The sequence below is a fragment of the Trebonia kvetii genome (genome assembly GCF_007827045.1).
In the GTDB taxonomy this organism is placed as follows: Bacteria; Actinomycetota; Actinomycetes; order Streptosporangiales; family Streptosporangiaceae; genus Trebonia; species Trebonia kvetii.
Window position 1 is genome coordinate 342,660 of record NZ_RPFW01000008.1, and the last position, 19,752, is coordinate 362,411.

The window sequence follows — 19,752 nt, forward strand, 5'->3', positions numbered from 1 at the left end:
GTGCTGAGCCGCGTCCTCCCTGTGGCGATCGTCGCCTTCCTGCTATGCGGCTGCTCGACGCTTGGCGTCACTGCCCACATAGCCGGTCACGGGAGTTCGCCGGCCACCGTGCCAAAACCCAAGGGAATGCCGGGGATTATCAAGGCGTCCATCGCAGGTTCCCGGCCGGTGCCGGGACGGGTGTACTTCCCGCCAGGCACCCCGGTGAGCGCGGCCGACATCGGCACCCGTGCCGTCGGCAGCGGCCGGGTGGTGTACGGCCTGGCGAACCGGCGAGCCTACCTGGGCAGTGTCTGGCCCGTGATCAGCACCGATGGCGGGCTGCACTGGCAGATCGACGGGCCAGCGTTCTACTTCGCGGGAGCCTCAGGGCCGAGCGTGACGGACCGAATCGGCGCGCGTGGCGCCCGCATGGCCTGGGCGTGGGGGAATTCCGGCAACTTCGTCAAGGTGACCACCGACGGCGGCAGGCACTGGTACATAGCCGATTTCCCGGCGGGGGTGAAGAGCGTGAGCTGGCAGGCCGGTCGCCTGACCGCTCTCGCATACTGGAACGGCCTTCACGTCTTCCGCTACGTGTCGCCTGATAACGGCAGAACCTGGCGCTCGCAGCACTCATAGGCGCCAGCACCGGGCGCGGTACGCACCTCATGAGGACGGCTTGGTCAGGTCGTAGACGGTAGTGCTGCCCACCGTCTGGGCCGTGTAGTGCGCCGCGACCCAGGACTCGATGGAGGAGGAACCGTTGCCGCCGCCGAAGCTGTTCGTGCCGCGCCCGACGTAGTAGTGGATCTCGTGCTTGGCGACCATCGACTCGAACTGGGCGAGGGTTGGTGACGGGTCGGAGCCGTTGAAACCGCCGATCGCGACGACGGCCAGCCCGCCGGTGGCCAGCTCGATCGGCGCTGCCTCCTGGGTACCCTCGGTCGCGGCGATCCAGCGGTACTTGCCGGAATCCTGCTCAAGCAGCTTGATCAGGGTGCCGCTCACCTGTGTGCTGCCGGAGAGCCCGCCACCGAGACCGCCGAAGCCGCCGTTGCCCCTGCCGCCGAAGCCGCCACCGGGGAACGTGCCGCCGAAGCCCTCGGCGAAGTTCCCCCGCGGGAAGCGCGGGAACGTCCCGCTACCCGTGCCGCCGGTCCCGTTCCCAGTGCCCGTTCCGGTGCCGCCGGGGAACGTCCCGCCGCCGGGGAACGCGCCCCCGCCCGTCCCGCCGGTCCCGGTCCCGCCAGTGCCGGTGCCGCCCGTGCCGGTCCTGCCGCCGGGGAACGCGCCATTCCCGGTCCCGCCCGCAGGGAACCCATTGAAGCCACCGCCACCTACGGGGAACCCGCCGCGCGCGCCGAAGCGGCCGCCCGCCCCGCCGAACGCCCCGGCGACCGCAGGCCCCGCACTCGGGATGGCCCCGGTGTACGTGGTGTCGACGGTGTACAGCGTGTACGCGAGCGGCCCGCCGAGCCCGGCGACAAGCGCTGCCCCCGTCGCGACCGCGGCGGCCGTCCCGGCGAGCCTGGCGCGGCTGGCGCTGTCCCAGCGGCGCCTGACGCTGACTGCGCCGCCGCTGAACCCGGCTGGCACCGCCTTCGGTCCGCCGGACAGCCCGTCCGGCAGCCCGTCCGACACCCCGCCGGACAATCCGTCCGAGACCCCGCCGGACAACCCGCCCGATAGCCCGCCGGACAGTCCGGCGGGGGAGTGCCTGACCGGGATAGATTCCCGCCCGCAGACCGGCACCCACCCCTTGGCGGCTCCGCGGCCAGACTCGTCGAGGTCCGCGCGGCCCAGGTCAGCGTCTCCAAGGTCGGCGCGGTCCAGGTCAGTGCGGTCCCCGCCGAGCGGTCCGTCCGTGCCGTAGCCGGAGCCGGAGCTGAAGCGGGAGTCGGAGTCGGCATCGTCGCCGGAGTACGCGTCAAACGCCAGGCCGCCAGCCTCCTCGTCGAGCAAGACCCGGCGAGGTCCGCCCGCCAGACCCGGGCGGGCCGGGAACTGCGATACGAGCAGTCCCGCCACGACCAGCGCCGCCGCCGCGACGACACCCGCCACGACCACGGTCCAGCGCAGCCACGGCAGCCAGTCGGGCGACCGCTCGAGTAGCTCATACGACCACCACGCGGTGACAAGGACCGCGGCGACTGCGGTGACCCGCCCGGCCCAGCCCATGCGCGCCTGCCACAGCGAGATCGCGCCGACACCGACGAGCGCGCCGATCGCGGGACCGAGCGCCACCATGTAGTAGGGGTGGATGATGCCCTGCATGTAGCTGAACACCAGCCCGGTGACGATGAGCCAGCCGCCCCAGACCGCGGCGAACGCGCGCATCCGGGGCGCGGCATCGCCGCCTGGCCCAGCACTCAGCCGAGCATCCGGCCGGGCACCCGGCCGAGCACCACGCCGCGGCCGTGCCACCCAGACGAGCGCGCCGAGCGAGATCAGCGCCGCCGGGATGAGCCAGCTGACCTGGCCGCCGAACTCCGACTGGAACAGCCGGAAGATCCCGGTGGCGCCGCCGAAGTTCGAGCCGATCCCCCCGCCGCCCACCGAACTGCTGTTGAACCCGATCGAGCCGGTCTCCACGCCGTTCAGGCGCCCGAGCCCGTTGTAGCCGAGCGCGAGCTCAAGGATGTTGTTGTTCGTCGAGCCGCCGAAGTAGGGCCGCGAGCCCGCGGGCCACAGCTGGGCGATGGCCACCCACCAGCCAGCGCCGACGATCACGGCGAGCCCGCCGACGAGGACGTGCCAGATCCGGCGCGGCACCGAGGTGTGCGCGGCGATCAGGTAGGCGACGGCGAACCCCGGCAGCACGAGGAACGCCTGCATCATCTTCGCCAGGAACGCGAAGCCGAGCAGCAGCCCGGCGAACGTGAGCCAGCGCAGCGCCCTGGCGTCCCGTTCCACGGCTCGCTGCACGCAATACGCCGAGGCGGTCATCAGCAGGGTGAGCAGCGCGTCTGGGTTGTTGAACCGGAACATGAGCGCCGCCGCCGGAGTCAGCGCGAAGACGGCGCCCGCGATCAGCCCCGCCGAGGGGCCGAACCAGCGCCGCACGGCGGCATACAGGATCGCGACGCAGAGAACGCCCTCAAGCGCCTGCGGCGCGAGCAGCGTCCAGGAGGAGAACCCGAACACCCGCGCGAACAGCTCGTCCACCCATAGCGAGGCCGGGGTCTTGTCCACCGTGATGAAGTTGGACGCGTCGAACGAGCCGAAGAAGAACGCCTTCCACGACCGGGTGCCCGCCTGCACCGCCGCCGCGTAGAAGTCGTTCGCGTAGCCGTTCCTGCTCAGGTTGAACAGGTAGAGGACCGCGGTGACCGCGAGCAGCCCGAACAGCGCGGGCCTTGCCCATACCGGATCGCGGGACGGCCCGCGCCATAGCTCGCGCAGCCGGGCGCCGACTCCCCGCCCGGCCGGGCCGGTGTATGGCAGCGCAGGAACCGTCGTAGCGCTCATCGGGCGCTTCCCCCAATCGTTTCGTCAAGCAGCACAGGCCGGGCCGCGCCAAGCGCGGGCACCCGCAGCGATCCGGTGAGCAGGCCCCACCGCAGGCGCCAGATTCCGCGCAGGTCGGCGAGGGCCGTGGCGAGGATGTTCACCCGCGAGTCGGCCGAGTCCGTCCAGTCCACGGGAACCTCGTGGATGCGCAGCCCGGACCGCTCGGCGAGCACGAGCAGTTCGGTGTCGAAGAACCAGGACCGGTCCGCCACCAGCGGCAGCAGCGCCCGCGCCGCGTCGGACCGCACCGCCTTGAACCCGCACTGGGCGTCGGAGAACCGGACCCGCAGGATCATCCGGAGCAGCAGGTTGTAGCCGCGCGAGATGATCTCCCGCTTCAGTCCGCGCGCCACCCGTGCGCCGCGCGCGAGCCGGGACCCGATCGCCACATCGCTGTGCCCGGACAGCAGCGGTGCGACAAGCGGAAACAGCGCCCGCAGGTCGGTGGACAGGTCGACGTCCATGTAGGCGACGACATCGGCGTCGCTCGCCAGCCAGGCGGCGTGCAGGGCGCGGCCGCGCCCCGGCAGGTCCAGGTGCACGGCACGGACCTCGCCCGGGTGGGCGGCCGCGAGGTCCTGCGCGCGCGTCCAGGTGGCGTCAGTCGAACCGTTGTCGGCGACGGTGACGAGCCAGCTGCAGGGAAAGCTCGACTCCAGATAGCCGAGCAGCCGTGTGACGTGGTCGGTGAGCTCGCGTTCCTCGTTCCGTACCGGCACGACGATCTCGACTTGAGTACCCCCGGCAAGCGGGGATGGATGGCCCATGGCGTTGAGTGTGGGGGGAACTTATTAGCGCCGGCTGCGGCGAAGTTGAGAAAATGCTAAGCGCCGCCTGGGATAGCGGCTAACCGCGCCCCACGGCAGCAAGGACCTCGCCGAGCGCGCCGAGGAACTGATCCGCGTGCTGGCGGCCGAACGGCAGCGGCGGCCTGATCTTCAGCACATTGCCATGCCTGCCGGTGGCGCTGATCAGCACGCGGCGCTGCCGCATCCCGTTGACGATCGCGGCCGCGAGCTCTCCTGACGGCGCCCCGGTAGCAGGGTCCACAACGTCCGCCCCGAGGTAAAGCCCGGCCCCGCGCACCGAACCGAGCAGCGGGCTTTCCGCCGCGACGCGGGCGACCGCGTCCTTCAGGTACGCGCCGGTCGCGGCCACGCTGGTCGGCAGCCCCTCGGTGTCGAGCACGTCGAGCACGGCCGAGGCGGCGGCGACGCACACCGGGTTGCCGCCGAACGTGTTGAAGTACCGCACCTGGCGCCCGAAGTCGTCGAGTATCTCCCGCCGTACGGCGATGCCGGCGATCGGGAGGCCGTTGCCCATCGGCTTGCCCATGGTCACGATGTCGGGCACCAGGCCGTGCCGCTGGTATCCCCACATGTGCGAGCCGGTCCGCGCGAACCCGGACTGCACCTCGTCGGCGATGTAAAGTGCGCCCGCCGCGTGCACCAGGTCCGCCACCGGCGCGAGGAAGCCGGCGGGCTCGGTCAGCACGCCGTCGGAGGAGAAGGCCGAGTCGGCGAGGAACGCCGCGAGCCGGGTGCCGTGCCGTTCCAGGTCGGAGATGGCGTAGGCGACCGCGGCGGTGAAGTTCACGCCGCCGGTCGGCGCGGGAACGGTCCGCACGTGCGAGCCGAGCGGCACGTTCGGTCCGAGGCTGGGGGAGAGCTCGGCGAGCGCGGCGGTCACCCCGTGGTAGGCGTTCTCCGTGACGATCACCCCGGTCCCGCCGGTGTAGTGCCGCGCGATCCGCAGCGCCAGGTCGTTCGCCTCGCTGCCGGTGCAGGTGAACATCGCGTACGCGGCGCCCATGCTGTGCGTGGCGAGCAGCCGCTCGGCGTAGGTGACGACGCCGTCGGTGAGGTACCTGGTATGCGTGTTCAGTGTGGCGAGCTGCCTGCTGACCGCCTCGGTGACCCGGGGGTGTGAGTGCCCGACGCACGGCACGTTGTTGTAGGCGTCCAGGTAGGCGTTGCCCGCCGGGTCGTACAGGTAGACGCCCTCGCCGCGGACGAACTCGACGGGCTCGGAGTAGAACAGCCGGTACGCGCCGCCCAGTGCCGCCGAGCGCCGCCCGACCAGGTTCCTCGTCGCGGCCGGCAGGTCGTCGGCGCGGGAGGAGTCGAAGCCGTTGACCATGACGGGAGCTGATTCGCTCATAGTGGGCCCCTCACAGTGAAACCCCTCACGCTGAAAGCACCGCCCGCAGGCGGCCGACGATGTCCTCGGGAGTCAGCAGCCGCAGCGCCGCGAAAAGCTCGATCGCCTGGGGCGTCCGTCGCAGCAGGTACCCCTGATTCGACGGCTCGCGCATCGCATGCCACTGCGACAGGATGATCCGCGCGGCGACCCGCCCCACCAGGAAGCCAGCGATCAGTTCCAGGTCGGCCTCCGCGAGCGGGTCGACGCCGTGGTACCCGGCGACGACGTCGAGCGCCGAGCCGAGCACGTCAGGACCGCGGCCAAGCTGATAACAGGCGGCGACCGCCACGTCCATCGCGACCGGACCGGTCAGCGCGTCGCCGAAGTCGAGAATCCCGGTGATCCGCGCGCCGTCGCACAGCAGGTTCTCGCCGTGGAAGTCGGTGTGGATGACTTGGACGGGGACGGCGGCCAGCCGGGGCCGCAGCACCGACTCGAACCGGTCGAGGTAGTCCTCGAGCCCGGCCCGCACACCGGAAGGCACCGCGGTGCCGAGCGCCGCGGCGACCTCAGGCAGCACCCCGTCGCCCGGCAGGTCGGCGAGCGGCCCGCGCAGCCTGTCCAGGTGCTGCAGGTCCCAGCGGTGCGTCCGCAGTGCACCCGGATGGCTGAACCTGCGCAGCGCGACGCTGAGCTTCGCGAGGGTGGCACCAAGGTCCCGCCGCAGCTCGGGGCTGTTGTCCGCCCGCGACAGCAGCTCACCGTCGAGCCACGATGTCATCCGAACGAGTCGGTGGTGCCCGTTCCCCGCCACGGACACCTCAGGCCGTCCGTCAAGCGCCGGGACCACGCGCTGCACCGGCAGCCCGGGTGCCGCCTCGGCCAGGTGCAGCAGCACCGCCGTCTGGAACGACACCGCGGTGCTGGCCGCGCAGGCCGCGCCGTCGGCCAGGCCGACCTTTACGAACCAGGACGAATCGCCAGCAACCAACCGGAACGCGTCGTCGAACTCCGCCGACAGCCGCTCAGCGCTGCCGTCCACGCCGTAGTGGCGCCGCGCTATTTCCTCGGCCTGAGCAGGCGAGACGCGAGATACGGCAGACACACGATCATCGTACGACGCACCTCATAGCCGTCCGTCGATAAAGTGCCGTTAGTGACGGGGTATGACTCTTGTGTGATGAGAGGACCGACACATCCCCACAGGAGATTCGGGCCCGCACCGGCGGGTAGCGGCACAGCCATGAGCGGCCCAACCACAAGCGGTACAGCCATGCGCGCAAGCGTCACCCCCGAGGACGACAGGCCGGTTATCGCCGTGGCCAACCGGCTGCCCCTGCACCGCGGCGAGGACGGCTGGGAGCTGGCGCCAGGCGGCCTGGTCACCGCGCTGCGGCCGGTCATGGCCGCCCATCCCGGCGCCTGGGTCGGCTGGGACGGCGGCACCAAGGGAATGCCCACCACTCTGCCCGATTCCAGGGTCAGCCTGCTGCCCATCGCGCTGTCCGCGGCGCAGGTCCGCGACTACTACCGCGGCTTCGCCAACGCGACCATGTGGCCGCTGCTGCACAACGCGATAGAGAAGCCCCGCTTCGAGCGGTCCTGGTGGAACGCCTACCAGGAGGTCAACCGCGTCTTCGCGGACCGCGCCCAGGCGGCCGCCGACGAGCACCCGGACGCGATCACCTGGGTGCACGACTACCACCTGATGATGGTGCCGCAGCTGATCCGCAATCAGCGCCCCGAGGCGCCTATCGGCTTCTTCCTGCACGTGCCGTGGCCGTCGCCCGACATCTACGCCCGGCTGCCCTGGCGTGAGCAGATCCTGTGGGGGCTGCTCGGCGCCGACGTGGTCGCCTTTCACACCGACGACTACCGCTATAACTTCCTGCGCTCCTGCGTGCGCCAGCTCGCCGACTCGGGTCTTGAGGTGCGCGGGTCGGGGGTGGTGCTGCCCGACGGGCGGACCGTGACCACCGCCACGGCGCCCATCTCCATCGACGCCGGGGAGTTCGCCTCCTTCGCCGCCGAGCCCGAGGTGAAGGACGGCATCGCCGCGCTCGAGGATCAGTTCGCCGGCCGCGTGCTGCTGCTCGGCGCGGACCGGCTCGACTACACCAAGGGGATCATCGAGCGGCTGCTCGCGGTGGAGATGCTGCTCGAACGCGATCCCGAGATGCGCACCAGCGTCGCGTTCCTGCAGCTCGCCGTGCCGAGCAGGGACGACGTGCGGGAATACCGCCAGCTGCGCGGGATCGTGGAACAGCACGTCGGGCGGATCAACGGCCGGTTCACCCAGCCGGGTAGCGACGTCCCGGTGCACTACCTGTACCGCGGCCTCTCGCCGCAGCAGCTCGCGGCCTACTACGCGGCGGCGGACGTCCTGCTCGTCACGCCGCTGATCGACGGCATGAACCTGGTCTGCAAGGAGTACGTCACGGTGCAGCAGGCCGCGGGCGGCAGCGGCGCCCTGGTCCTCAGCGAGTTCACCGGCGCCGCCGTCGAACTGCCGCAGGCGGTGCTGTGCAACCCGTTCGACGTGGAGGGATTGTCCTACCGGATCGAGCAGGCGATCGCGCTCAAGCCGGACGCGAGGCGCAAGGCGCTGGCGGCCATGGCCGAGCAGGTCCGCGTGCACGACGTCCACGCGTGGGTGTCTGGGCAGCTCACGCTGATCGCCGCCCGCGGCGCGGCCGCGGCAGGAAATCGCCGCTGACGGCCCGGGGTCGCGATCGCGATGCGCACTCTCATCGGCACCTCTGGCTGGCAGTACCGGCACTGGCGGGACGCCTTCTACCCGCCTGACGTGCCGCAGGGCCAGTGGCTCGAGCACTACGCCGCGCGGTTCGGCACGGTGGAGAGCAACGCCACGTTCTACCGGCTGCCGGCCAAAGAGACCTTCGAGCAGTGGCGGGCGCGCACACCGGACGGCTTCGTGTTCGCGGTCAAGGCGAGCAGGTACCTCACGCACGTCAGGCGGCTGCGCGACCCAGCCGAGCCGGTACGCCGCATGCTTGACGCCTTCGCCGGGCTCGGGGACAAGCTCGGCCCCGTGCTGCTCCAGTTCCCGCCCCGAATGCCGGCCGATCCGTCCCGGCTTGACCTGGTGCTCGGCATGTTCCCCGCCGATGTCCGCGTCGCGGTGGAGCCGCGCGACGCCAGCTGGTGGACCGACGACGTTCGCGAGGTGCTCACCAGTCACGGCGCGGCGCTGTGCTGGGCCGACAGGGGCGGAACGGAGGCGACCCCGCTGTGGCGCACCGCGGACTGGGGCTATCTGCGCTTCCACGAGGGCGACGGCCACCCGTGGCCGCGTTACACCGAGGGCCGCCTGAAGGACTGGGCCGATCGCGTGGCCGACACCTGGCCCGGCAGCGCCCCGGTGTACGCGTACTTCAACAACGACCAGTCAGGCGCCGCGGTGCTCGACGCCGAGACCTTCACCCGGCTGACGGACCGTCACTAATCAGCAGGCTAGTCCTCACGCCAGCGAACGCCAGCCCGCGTGGTAGCTCTCCTGCACCACCTTCGAGTACGGGGCGGGGGAGACGACCGCGCGGACCGCGATCTGCTCGTGCCGCTGCACTGTTGTCTTCCGCGACCCGCCGTCCGGTTCGCCCCAGACGACCCTGACCTCGGCGCCGATCGGCACGTCGGGGTCGACGGTGGCGAGCGACAGGCCAGCCCGCTCGTTGGCCGAGTAGCCGGTGAACATCGACAGGCCGACGACCTTGCCGCCGGAGTCAACCACGGAGTCGAAGTTGGACGAACCGAAGTTCGCGTTCGGCAGGTCGAAGAACTGGTAGCCGGGTCCGTCGCCGAGCGGCGAGGTGAGGACCTTGCCGAGGTCCTCCGCGTGCCATGCAAGTGTCACCTTGCGCCGCTGGGTCGCGCCGTCGATTGCCTCCAGCGCGTCGCGGCCGACGAAATCGTGGTCGAACTTGACGAACGACCCGTAGCCGAGCTCCCACGGGTTGGTGTAGTAGTCCTCGATCTTGTCCGACAGGAAAGAGCCGGCGATCGCGTTGGTCGCCTCGTAGGAGTCCGCGCCAAGCCACTCGCGGTAGCCGCGCAGCTCGGGTGCGGTGTAGATGGCCGGCAGCGGCGACGGGATCCAGCCGGATTCCAGGGTGTTGCAGGAGTAGGCGCGCGCGCCGCACGGCTCGAGCCCGAACTCGCGGCCCGCCTCGAGGATGGCGTCGCGGATCTTGTCATAGGACTCGTACGGGCCCCAGATCTCGAGCCCAGGGGCACCCGCCATGCCGTGCCGCAGCGTGCGAACCTTCTCGCCCGCGATGTTCATCCAGCCCATGCGGAAGAACTTGACCTGCTCAAGCGGCTCGCCGTTGAGCTTCTCGATGACCGGCCAGGCGTTCGGGCCCTGGATCTGGAACCGCCACACCTTGCGCGTCACCGCCTTGCCATAAGGCCGGGATGGCGAGCGGGGATCAAGTACCATGTCGACGTTGTAGCCCTGCGAGCCCTTGTAGAGCAGCCAGTTGGCGACGGGAGCGCGGCCGACGAAGGTGAACTCCTCCTCGGCGTCGCGGAAGAGGATGCCGTCACCGATCACTCCGCCCTCGGGGGAAACAGGGACAAACTGCTTGGCGGTGTCCACAGGGAACTTCGCGGTCGAGTTGATCCCCGTGTCGGTGATCAGCTTGAGCGCGTCAGGGCCGGAGATGAAGATGTTGTGCATGTGGTGCGACTGGTCGTAGAGAACCGCCGTGTCCCGCCATGCGATGACCTCACGGCGGAAGTTGGTGAACTCCGAAGGGACGACGGGGTATATATAGGCGCCAAGCTGCGAATTACGGAGCAGCTCAACGGTGTTGCCCGCGGTGTCGAGCAGTTCCTGCAGGTTCTTCGGGCTCATATGTCACCTGTTCTGATACGGCCTCGGCATCTGTGCGGTCCACATGTTAATGCTCCGGTATGTGTGTCGTAATGCCCGCTAATGGGCAGGGTTGCACCTCCGTCTTGTGCCCGCGGAACAAAAACTTGCGGCCGCATGCCCCGACCTGCGGCCACAACATGACGGGAATGCGGATGCCCGCCGGAGTCATCCGCTCACGTTCGGAATAGAGTGCTTCCAGGCTTGTGAACTGGACGGACGGCGGGGGCGATAGAGCAGCGGACGGACGGTGGGGAGGCGCATGAGAACCCGGCTAACGACGCGGGGCGTGCTGGCCTGCTACGCCGTCTGGATGGCGCTGCTCGTCACGCTGCACTACGCGCTCCCCGGGCTGCGCACCGAGGCGGCGCCGCTCATCGACCTGACCGGCGCGGCGGCCATCGTCATCGGCGTCTTCCTCAACCGGCCGGCCAGGCGCGCCCCGTGGTTCATGATCGCCGCGGCCAACCTCACCGGAGCGCTCGGGATGCTCGCCGCGCGCATCCAGCGGACGGTGACCGGGGCGCCGCTCCCGTTCCCTTCCATCGCCGACGTCGTCTACCTGCTTGAGTACCCGCTGTTCGTGGCGGGACTCGTGCTGTTCATTCGCGCCAGGTCGGCCGAGCGGGACATGCGCAGCGTTCTCGACGCGTTCACGCTCACCATCGGCCTCGGGCTGCTCGCCTGGCTGTTCCTGCTCGTGCCCGACGCGACGAACCCGATGATGACCTGGCCGCAACGGTTCGTGTCCGTCGCCTATCCGGTCGGCGACCTGATCATCTTGATGATGCTGGCCCGGCTGCTCGCCCCTGGCACAGAATCCGGTGTCGCGGCCACGCTGATCACCGTGGGCACGATCGCCGGTATCGGGTCCGACGTGGCGTATGACCTGATCAAGAACTCGGGAAACCAGCACGGCGCGACGCTGCTCAGCCTCGGCTGGCTGGTCTGCTATATCGCCTGGGGTGCCGCCGCGCTGCATCCGTCGATGAGAGGGCTCACCCAGGCGGCCGGGCGGCGGCTGTCCGACGGGACAACGAGCAGCGTCGCGCTGCTCGTGGTGGCCTCGCTGATCCCGCCGATCTTCCTGTTCGCGCACGCCTGGCACGCACGCGACGGCGTCGAGGGTGTTGCCGCGATCGCCTGCGGCGTTCTCTACCTGCTCATGCTGACGCGGCTGTGGGAGGTCGCGTCCTCGCACCGCCGCAGCCTTGTCCGCGAGCGGACGCTGCGGGTGGCAAGCGCGGCACTCGCCGCGGCGGGCTCGGCCGAAGAGGTCGCGCGCGCGGTCAGGGACGCGGCGGTCACACTGATGCCGGGCACTCCCGCCGATCGCGCGGCGATACTCGCCGTGCGGGACGGCGACCGGCTGCGACGCGTCCGCCCTGGCGAGTCCGGTAGGCCGCCTGGTGAGGGTGACCCGGTCGAGTTCTGGCTGCGGCTCTCGGACGGCCCGGTGCCGCGGTTCGTGTCACTGGAAGAGATCCAGGCGGTTAGGCGGGACGCGGGGGTGTCCGTGCCCCGCTACCCTTCGGATGCCAGGTACGACGGCGCGCTGCTCTGCCCGCTGGCCCTGAAGGACCGGCCGGCCGGCGACCCGTTCCTCGGCGTGCTGATCTTTTACGGCGACCGCAGGGTGCTCGCCGACCGCTCGCCCGCCCTCGAGATCTTGGCCGACCAGGCCTCCCTGGCAATCGAGCGGGTTCTGCTCAACCAGCAGGTCATCCGTCAGCGCGGCGAGGCGCTGTTCCGCACTCTGGTGCAGGACGCATCCGACGTGATCCTCATCCTTGGCGACGACCGCAGGATCCGGTACGCCACCCCGTCCGCGGCGGACATATTCGGCGACGTCGTGGTCGAGAACTCCCTGCTGGTGAACCTGGTGGCACCGGGCACCCGCGAGGACGTGGACCGCGTGCTCGACCTGATGTTCACCCTCAGCGCCGGCGGGCTGTCACCGGGGTACCTGCTGCAGATCCAGCGGCTCGACGGCCGCGCCGCGGTGATCGAGGTGCGCGGCAGCGACCTGCGCAACGACGAGAACGTCGACGGCCTGGTGCTCACCCTGCGCGATGTGACTGAGCAGCATCAGCTCGCCGAGGAGCTGACGTACCGTGCCTTCCACGACGCGCTGACCGGGCTGCCGAACCGCACGCTGTTCGCCAGAGAGTCGGCGTCGGCACTCGCGTCGGCGCGCTCGAGCGGCCGGGTCGCGGGCGTGCTGTTCGTCGACCTGGACGACTTCAAGATCGTCAACGACACGATGGGCCACGGTGTCGGCGACGAGCTGCTCGCCGCGGTCGCCGTCAGGCTCGAGGCCACGATCCGTGCGACCGACACCGCGGCGCGGCTCGGCGGCGACGAGTTCGCGCTGCTCATCGACGACGCCGCCGACGCCGAGGCGGTGGACACGTTCGCGGAGCGTATCATCGCCGCGTTCACCGAGCCGTTCACGCTCAGTGAGTCCAAGGTGATCACCTCGGCGACGGTGGGCGTGGCCACCTCCGAGGACAGCGACGACGTGGACGAGCTGCTGCGGCACGCCGACCTCGCCCTGTATGCGGCGAAGTCGGCGGGCAAGCGGCGCTGGCGGCACTACCACGACTCGCTGACCAGCGGGATGATGCAGCGGCGCGAGGTGCAGGCCGCACTCGAGGATGCCGTGAAGAACGACGGTTTCGCTCTCGTGTACCAGCCGATCGTGGCACTCGACAGCGGCGAGATCGTCGGCTTCGAGGCACTGCTGCGCTGGCCGCGCCCCGGCCATCGGACAGTGCTGCCCGGCGAATTCATTCCGATCGCGGAGGAGACGGGGCTCATCGTCCCGATCGGCGAATGGGTGCTGAAGCAGGCGCTGAGCGACATGGTCCGCTGGCGGCGCGGACTGCCGCCCGCCGCGCCCGCCGCGCCTGACAAGGCTGGCGAGTGGGGCGACGGCCCGCACATCTCGGTGAACGTGTCCGCCAGGCAGTTCTTCGACCCGGGGTTCGTTGCCGGGGTCAGGCGGACGCTGCGGCGCTCTGGCCTGCCTCCTTCCGCGCTGCTGCTCGAGATCACCGAGTCGCTGTTGCTCGGCGAGAACGAGCGGATCCGCACCGACCTGGCCGAGCTGAAGGACATCGGGGTCCGGCTGGCGATCGACGACTTCGGCACCGGCTACTCTTCGCTGGCCTACCTGCTCGATCTGCCGATCGACGTGCTCAAGATCGACAAGACGTTCGTGACGGGGATCGGCTCGCAATGGCGGCGGCACGCCCTCGTTGAGGGCATCATCAAGCTGTCCCAGCCGCTGCAGGTCGACATCATCGCGGAGGGAATCGAGACAGAGACCGAGCGCGAGCTGCTCGCGGCCATGGGATGCCAGTTCGGCCAGGGCTACCTGCTGTCCGTTCCTGTCGACGCCGCCGCCGCGGAGGCCATGCTCGTCCGCGGCCGCCTGGTCCGCGAGTTGCCGAGGGAGCGCCGCAGGCTGCCCGACGGGCGTTATCTGAGGGACCTGTAGGCCGCCGCTGGTAGCCTGGCGCGATGCGGACCAGCCGTCTCGAGGCCTTCAGCGACGGCGTGCTCGCGATCATCATCACGATCATGGTGCTCGAACTGCGCGAGCCCGATGGCCTCCGCCCCAACCTGGCCGAACTGTCGCACTCGTTTCCCAGCCTGCTCAGCTACCTGCTCAGCTTCATCTACGTGGGCATCTACTGGGCCAACCATCACCACATGTTCCAGGTCACCGAGCATGTGACCGGCGGCGTGCTGTGGGCCAACCTGGGCCTGCTGTTCTGCCTGTCGCTGTTCCCGTTCACCACCCAGTGGATGGACAGCAGCACATTCGCCCAGACCCCCGTCATCGTCTACGGCGTGAACCTGCTGGCCGCCGCGATCGCCTACTACATACTGCAGACGGTGATCATCCGCTCCCAGGGCAAGGACTCGGCGCTGCGCAAGGCCATCGGGCGTGACTGGAAGGGCAAGGTCTCGCCCGTCGGCTACATCGCCGGCATCATCGCCGCCCTGGCAGGCGGGGGCACCATCCTCAACAGCCCCGGGATCGCGGTCGCCGTCGCCTGCTACGTCGCGATGGCGGCCATCTGGGTCATCCCCGACCGCCGGATTGAGACCGCCGTCATTCCCGCCGCCACCACCCCCGCCGACCCGGAACAGCACAGCTAACCCTGTGCGCCGTTTACCCTCCCGCTGCTGGGTAGTCGTATTCAGCACGCACGCACCAGCGGATATAGCCATAGGAGAGGTAATTCAATGTATATCGGCATAGGAACCGTGGTTCTCATCGTGATCATCGTCCTGGTCATCCTGCTACTGCGCCGCGTCCTCTGATTCCGGAACGCCATGGAAATACAGATGGCGCTTTATCTCCCGCGCGACGCGGTCAGCGTGCCGGTCACACGTCAGGTGCTCGACCGCTGCATGGAGACACTCGGCGTCACTTCAGACACCCGCGCTGACATCGCCCTCGCGCTGAGCGAGGCCTGTGCCAACGTCATTCAGCACGCCGCTCGCGGCGCGGAATACGAAGTCAGGGTGGGTGTCAGGAACTGTCAATGCGTCATCGAGGTTGTCAGTGCCGGCAGCCGCGGCGGCGGGCACGGCGGGGAACACCTCGCCGGGCTCGCCGTCGTCAACGGACCGGTGCCCGCGACCGCCGAGCACGGGCGCGGGCTGAAAATCATCGACGCGGTGGCGGACAACGTGCAGCTGAGGCCCAACGAACGCCGCGGCGCGACCGTCCATTTCGAGAAGACGCTCGTCTGGCTGCCCGACGCACCGGGCCGGCATCTGCTCGCGGGTGATCGCGGCCGGTTGAACCCAAGCGCCTGATTGCCCCGATACTTACCGCATGAGAATGTGGGCACGGGCGACGGTGGCCGTCGTCGCGATAGCGGTCGCGCTCACCGGATGCGTGAAGAGCCGCACGTCCGCGGCCCCCGCGGGAAGCACGGCGGGAGACGCGGCGCAGGAGAAGAGCTGCACCGCCGACTACTGTGACCCGGCGGACTGGGACACGGCGCTCACGTCGACACCGCTGAAGCAGATCCCGCCGTTCGCCGAGCCGATCAACGTGATCATCAGCGCGGGGTCGACCGTGTCCCTCGCCCAGATCCAGCAGGCGCTCGGCGACTGGAAGACGGTCTCCACCGCCACCACCGTCAGCGTGACGGGCATCCACATCAAGTGCATCTCCTCGGAGAAGGCCGACGTGACCGGCGGCGGATATGTCCCGCAGCACGTCGCCTGGCGGCTCGGCGGCTGCGTGGACGGCAACGACCTGTCGATCAGCGGTAACGAGGACCACGTCAGGATCTGGAGCCAGCCGGTGTCGGGCGGCAAGCACGTCGCCTGGTTCATCGCGGCGAGCTACGAGACCATGTGCGTGGTCAGGAACGGCAAGCTGCAGACGGCGGCCGCCAACAAGGCCTGGACGGCGCTGCATCCGGCCAGCGCCTACCACTGCGTCGACGGCGGGCCAGGCAGCATCACCACCAAGCACGCGGACGGATACGACGACGCGGCACGGGACTTCGCCGCCGCCATCCTCGCCGCCGCCAAGAGCCACGGCTGGCACGCTAGCCAGCGCATCGTCACCGTCAACCGCCGCGGCAGCGCGGGCGAGGGCGGCGTGCCATTCGACGACACCGTCTACGTCGTCACGGTCGCGGGCTAACCGCGAAATGCCAAGGATCGCGATCGTCGGCGGCGGGATCGGCGGCCTCGCCGCCGCCGCGTTCCTGCGCCGCGCCGGCCTGGAAGCCGTGGTGTACGAGCAGGCGTCGCAGCTCAAGGAGGTCGGCGCCGGCGTGGTGGTGGCACCGAACGCGGCTCGCCTGCTGCGCGCGCTCGGCGTGCTCGACCCGCTCGCGGCGAAGGCGGTCAGGCTGGAGACCGGCTGGGAGTTCCGCCGCTGGCAGGACGGCAGCGTGCTGTCCGCCGAGGACCTGGAGACAGAGTGCGAGCGCCGCTTCGGCGAGCACACCTACACCGCGCACCGAGCCGACCTGCTCGAGGCGCTCAGCGCCAGCATCTCGGCGGAGACCGTCCGCCTCGGCATGCGCTGCGTCGCGCTCGACGCCGCGGGCGACGGCGGCCCGGTGACGCTCACCTTCGCCAACGGCGAGAAGGCCGAGGCGGACATCGCCATCGGCGCGGACGGCATCCACTCGATGGTCCGGGCCGCGCTCACCGAGCCCGCGCCCGCGACGTTCTCCGGGCTGTGCGCCTTCCGTGCGCTCGTCCCCGCGCAGCAGGCGCCGGCGTTCTCCCGCCGTCCCGCGCAGACGCTGTGGCTCGGCCCCGGCCACCATCTGGTCCACTATCCGGTCTCCGCGGGCCGGTACGTCAACCTGGTTGCCTTCGCCCCGGCGGGCGATTACACGACCGAGTCGTGGACCGCGACCGCCACCGTGGCGGAGTTTCTCGCGGAGTTCGCTGGCTGGGACGAGCGGCTCACCACGCTCATCCGCGCGGCGGGCACGCCTGGCCGCTGGGCGCTGCTTGACCGCGCGCCGCTAACCCAGTGGACAAAAGGCAGGCTGACCCTGCTCGGCGACGCTGCGCACCCGATGTTCCCGTTCTTCGGCCAGGGTGCCGCCCAGGCAATCGAGGACGCCGCCACGCTGGCCCGCTGCCTGTCCGCAAACCCGGCGGACCCGCCCGCCGCGCTTCGCCGCTACGCGGAACTGCGGATACCGCGCACCACCAGGCTCCAGGAGGTGAGCCACGCCCGCGAGCGCATCAATCACCTCCCCGACGGCCCCGACCAGCAGGCCCGCGACGCCGGCTTCAGCAATGTCGACCCGCTCGCCGCTAACGCCTGGATCTACTCCCACGACGCCGACGCGCTTTAAAACGACAGAAACCAGATCATCCCGAACGGGTTCGTGGCTACGCCCGGCCGGTCACGCGCTGACCACCGCGATCCAGTTGCCGTCCGGGTCGGCCAGGTAACCGCGCCGGTTCCCCGATGCGTGCGCGGACGGCTCGACAAGCACTTGGACCCCGGCGGCGCGCAGCCCAGCCACCGCCTCGTCGGCCGAATCGCACCACACCACGAGCTCGAATGGGTGCCCGGGTGACGGTGCGGGCAGCCCCTGCGGCTCCACCTCGTCCCGGTCGCTTATCGCCACCGTCACGTCACCGACCCGGATCTCCACGTGCACCGGGGTGCCGGACGCGGGGGTGCGGAACGTCTCCGTTCCGCCGAGCAGGTCACGGTAGAACGCGACCGAGGCCTCGATGTCGGCGGTGTACAGGTTGGGCATCACGGACAGGAACTTCACGTTTCCCAGCCTAGAAACCTACAGCACCGGGCCGGGGGTGAGGATGCGTGCCGCTCAGGCGTCAGCCACGCCCGGCACCACCGGCGGCAGGCTCGACCACGGGAAGTTGATCCATCGGTCGGTGCGCTTCCACACGTAGTCGCACTTCACCAGAGACCCCGGCTTCTCGTACACCACGGCGGAACGCACCTCGGCCACGTGCTCCACGATGAAGTCGCGCACCAGCTCCAGGGTCTTGCCGGTGTCCGCCACGTCGTCGGCGATCAGCACCTTCTTCTGCGAGAAGTCCACCGCGAGCGGCACGGGCGGCAGCATTACCGGCATGTCGAGCGTGGAGCCGACTCCGTTGTAGAACTCGACGTTCATCAGGTGCAGGTTCTTCACCGAGAGGGCGTAGCCGAGGGCGCCGGCGACGAACATGCCGCCGCGTGCGATCGCCAGGATGAGGTCGGGCCTGAAGTCGTCGGCGGCGATCACCCGCGCCAGATCCTGTGCCGCTGAGCCGAAGGTTTCCCAGGTGAGCGTCTCACGCGCGTGCTCCATAGCCCGGACATTACAGCGCCGGCCCGCCGTGATCATCTCACCTGGTGAGAGCCTCGCGCGATGTCGCGTCATAGTCCGCGAGCCACTGACCGCCGCGGCCGTCGAGGTCGCGCCGGTTCAGCCGCTTGCGCACCGAGATCGCCACGTCCCTGCGGAAGGCGGCCCAGCGCGATGGCAGGTGGTTGGACACGCCGCGCGCCCGCGCGGTCAGCACCACCCGCGAGGCCCGCGGCCGCCGCACCCGCTCGTAGGCGGCGAGCGCCGCGACCGGATCGCCGGGGGAGGCGGCCATGGCGTTCGAGAGCACAGCACCGTCCTCGAGCGCCTGGCAGGCGCCCTGGCCGAGGTAGGGCAGCATCGGGTGTGCCGCGTCGCCGAGCAGCGTCACCCGCCCCGAGGTCCACGCGGGGATCGGGTCCCTGTCGTAAAGCGCCCACTTGTACCAGGTCTGGCCCGCCGCGAACAGCCGGAGCAGCGACTCGTGCCACGCCGCGTACCGCTCGAGGACTTCATCGCGCGAGCACTCGGTCACCCACGACTCGTGCCGGTAGCTGTCGTCGTCGTAGTGGCAGACCACGTTGATCAGGTCCTCGCCGCGCAGCGGGTAGAGCACGATGGTGCCGTGCGGACCGAGCCACTGGCCGTTGGCCGCGGCGAACAGCTCCGCGCCGTCGCGGATCGCCGCCGTGGGTATCACGGAGCGGTAGCAGATCTTGCCGGTGAACCGCGGCGCGTCCGGGCCGAACAGCGACGTGCGCACGGCCGAGTGGATGCCGTCCGCGCCGATGATCACGTCCGCCTCGGCGGCGGTGCCGTCCGCGAACCGCGCCACCGCGAGGTCTCCCTCGGTGCCGGCGGACAGGCAGCGCTTGCCGAGTGACACGAGCCCGGGCGGCAGCGCCGCGGCGAGCACGTCGAGCAGGTCGGCGCGGTGCACGGTGGCTGGTTCGATGCCATGCGCGGCCACCTGTGCCGCCCGGCTGGTCCTGGAGATGACCCGCCCGCCGATCCCGTCGCGGGTGACCGCGAACTCGGTACGTCCCGCGACCTTCCGCACCTCGTCCTCGACGCCGATGAACCGCAGCACCCGCATCGCGTTGGGGTGCAGCGCGACCCCGGCGCCGATCTCCTTCAGTTCCCCCGCTGCCTCGTAGACGGAGACGTCGGCGCCTGCCCGCAGCAGTGCACAGGCCGCCGTGAGTCCGCCGATGCCGCCCCCGATGATCGCGACACGTGTCATGCCGCCATCCTCCCGCGGCCCCGCCAGCCCCTCAATCGGCTGCGACGACGGAATTCACCGGCCGCGGTTGTCGCGCCGGACTGGATTGCACCTCTCAATAGCTTCTCAATTCTCAGAATTGGCTCTGCTGTGGAGCGCCGGCCAATCCC

16 protein-coding genes are annotated in these 19,752 nt (G+C 70.1%); 8 read left to right on the forward strand and 8 right to left on the reverse strand.

The window, feature by feature from the left end; genetic code table 11:
• Window positions 1-168 precede the first annotated feature (168 nt).
• Window positions 169-621: a beta propeller repeat protein gene (locus EAS64_RS36265; protein ID WP_145860566.1), complete on the forward strand. Its 453-nt coding sequence runs from the start codon at window positions 169-171 to the stop codon at window positions 619-621.
• A gap of 27 nt (window positions 622-648) precedes the next feature.
• On the opposite strand, the gene EAS64_RS45240 is transcribed toward EAS64_RS36265, so the two are convergent.
• The 4 genes from EAS64_RS45240 to EAS64_RS36285 all read right to left on the reverse strand — a co-directional run bounded on the left by EAS64_RS45240 (window position 649) and on the right by EAS64_RS36285 (window position 6,739).
• Window positions 649-3,450, reverse strand: coding sequence for an ArnT family glycosyltransferase (locus EAS64_RS45240; RefSeq protein WP_222849861.1), 2,802 nt, complete (start codon window positions 3,448-3,450; stop codon window positions 649-651).
• The gene (locus EAS64_RS36275; RefSeq protein ID WP_145860568.1) at window positions 3,447-4,259 is read right to left on the reverse strand and encodes a dolichyl-phosphate beta-glucosyltransferase; all 813 of its coding nucleotides are present in this window, start codon (window positions 4,257-4,259) and stop codon (window positions 3,447-3,449) included. Before EAS64_RS36275 ends, EAS64_RS45240 begins: the two co-directional genes overlap by 4 nt.
• A 79-nt stretch (window positions 4,260-4,338) precedes the next feature.
• Window positions 4,339-5,652 (reverse strand): aspartate aminotransferase family protein, encoded by a 1,314-nt coding sequence (locus EAS64_RS36280; protein WP_145860569.1) that lies wholly within the window; start codon window positions 5,650-5,652, stop codon window positions 4,339-4,341.
• Between the two features lie 25 nt (window positions 5,653-5,677).
• On the reverse strand, window positions 5,678-6,739 hold the full coding sequence (locus tag EAS64_RS36285; protein WP_145860571.1) for a phosphotransferase: 1,062 nt from the start codon (window positions 6,737-6,739) through the stop codon (window positions 5,678-5,680).
• A gap of 138 nt (window positions 6,740-6,877) precedes the next feature.
• Between EAS64_RS36285 and EAS64_RS36290 the strand changes: the two genes are divergently transcribed.
• Together EAS64_RS36290 and EAS64_RS36295 are read left to right on the forward strand one after the other, a co-directional pair.
• On the forward strand, window positions 6,878-8,350 hold the full coding sequence (locus EAS64_RS36290; RefSeq protein WP_187366432.1) for an alpha,alpha-trehalose-phosphate synthase (UDP-forming): 1,473 nt from the start codon (window positions 6,878-6,880) through the stop codon (window positions 8,348-8,350).
• A 21-nt stretch (window positions 8,351-8,371) separates the two neighbouring features.
• A complete protein-coding gene (locus EAS64_RS36295; RefSeq protein WP_145860575.1) occupies window positions 8,372-9,100 on the forward strand; it encodes a DUF72 domain-containing protein in 729 nt (242 codons plus the stop codon).
• A gap of 15 nt (window positions 9,101-9,115) precedes the next feature.
• Here EAS64_RS36295 and ligM read toward each other — a convergent pair whose 3' ends face one another.
• On the reverse strand, window positions 9,116-10,510 hold the full coding sequence (ligM, locus tag EAS64_RS36300) for a vanillate/3-O-methylgallate O-demethylase (protein ID WP_145860577.1): 1,395 nt from the start codon (window positions 10,508-10,510) through the stop codon (window positions 9,116-9,118).
• A gap of 280 nt (window positions 10,511-10,790) precedes the next feature.
• On the opposite strand from ligM, the gene EAS64_RS36305 reads away from it, so the two are divergent.
• The 5 genes from EAS64_RS36305 to EAS64_RS36325 all read left to right on the forward strand — a co-directional run bounded on the left by EAS64_RS36305 (window position 10,791) and on the right by EAS64_RS36325 (window position 17,388).
• A complete protein-coding gene (locus tag EAS64_RS36305; RefSeq protein WP_145860579.1) occupies window positions 10,791-14,030 on the forward strand; it encodes a putative bifunctional diguanylate cyclase/phosphodiesterase in 3,240 nt (1,079 codons plus the stop codon).
• Window positions 14,031-14,053: 23 nt separating this feature from the next.
• A complete protein-coding gene (locus EAS64_RS36310) occupies window positions 14,054-14,698 on the forward strand; it encodes a TMEM175 family protein (protein WP_145860581.1) in 645 nt (214 codons plus the stop codon).
• Window positions 14,699-14,887: 189 nt separating this feature from the next.
• The gene (locus tag EAS64_RS36315; RefSeq protein WP_187366433.1) at window positions 14,888-15,364 is read left to right on the forward strand and encodes an ATP-binding protein; all 477 of its coding nucleotides are present in this window, start codon (window positions 14,888-14,890) and stop codon (window positions 15,362-15,364) included.
• A gap of 19 nt (window positions 15,365-15,383) precedes the next feature.
• Entirely contained in the window at window positions 15,384-16,208 is an 825-nt protein-coding gene (locus EAS64_RS36320) for a hypothetical protein (protein ID WP_145860586.1), read from the forward strand.
• Window positions 16,209-16,215: 7 nt separating this feature from the next.
• The gene (locus EAS64_RS36325; RefSeq protein WP_145860588.1) at window positions 16,216-17,388 is read left to right on the forward strand and encodes an FAD-dependent monooxygenase; all 1,173 of its coding nucleotides are present in this window, start codon (window positions 16,216-16,218) and stop codon (window positions 17,386-17,388) included.
• Window positions 17,389-17,439: 51 nt separating this feature from the next.
• Here EAS64_RS36325 and EAS64_RS36330 read toward each other — a convergent pair whose 3' ends face one another.
• From EAS64_RS36330 to EAS64_RS36340, 3 genes are read right to left on the reverse strand one after another with little or no spacing between them, the layout of a single operon-like run.
• Window positions 17,440-17,820, reverse strand: coding sequence for a VOC family protein (locus EAS64_RS36330; protein WP_145860590.1), 381 nt, complete (start codon window positions 17,818-17,820; stop codon window positions 17,440-17,442).
• Between the two features lie 54 nt (window positions 17,821-17,874).
• Window positions 17,875-18,363 (reverse strand): phosphoribosyltransferase, encoded by a 489-nt coding sequence (locus tag EAS64_RS36335; RefSeq protein ID WP_145860592.1) that lies wholly within the window; start codon window positions 18,361-18,363, stop codon window positions 17,875-17,877.
• A gap of 37 nt (window positions 18,364-18,400) precedes the next feature.
• Window positions 18,401-19,603: an FAD-dependent monooxygenase gene (locus EAS64_RS36340; protein ID WP_145860594.1), complete on the reverse strand. Its 1,203-nt coding sequence runs from the start codon at window positions 19,601-19,603 to the stop codon at window positions 18,401-18,403.
• Window positions 19,604-19,752 lie beyond the last annotated feature (149 nt).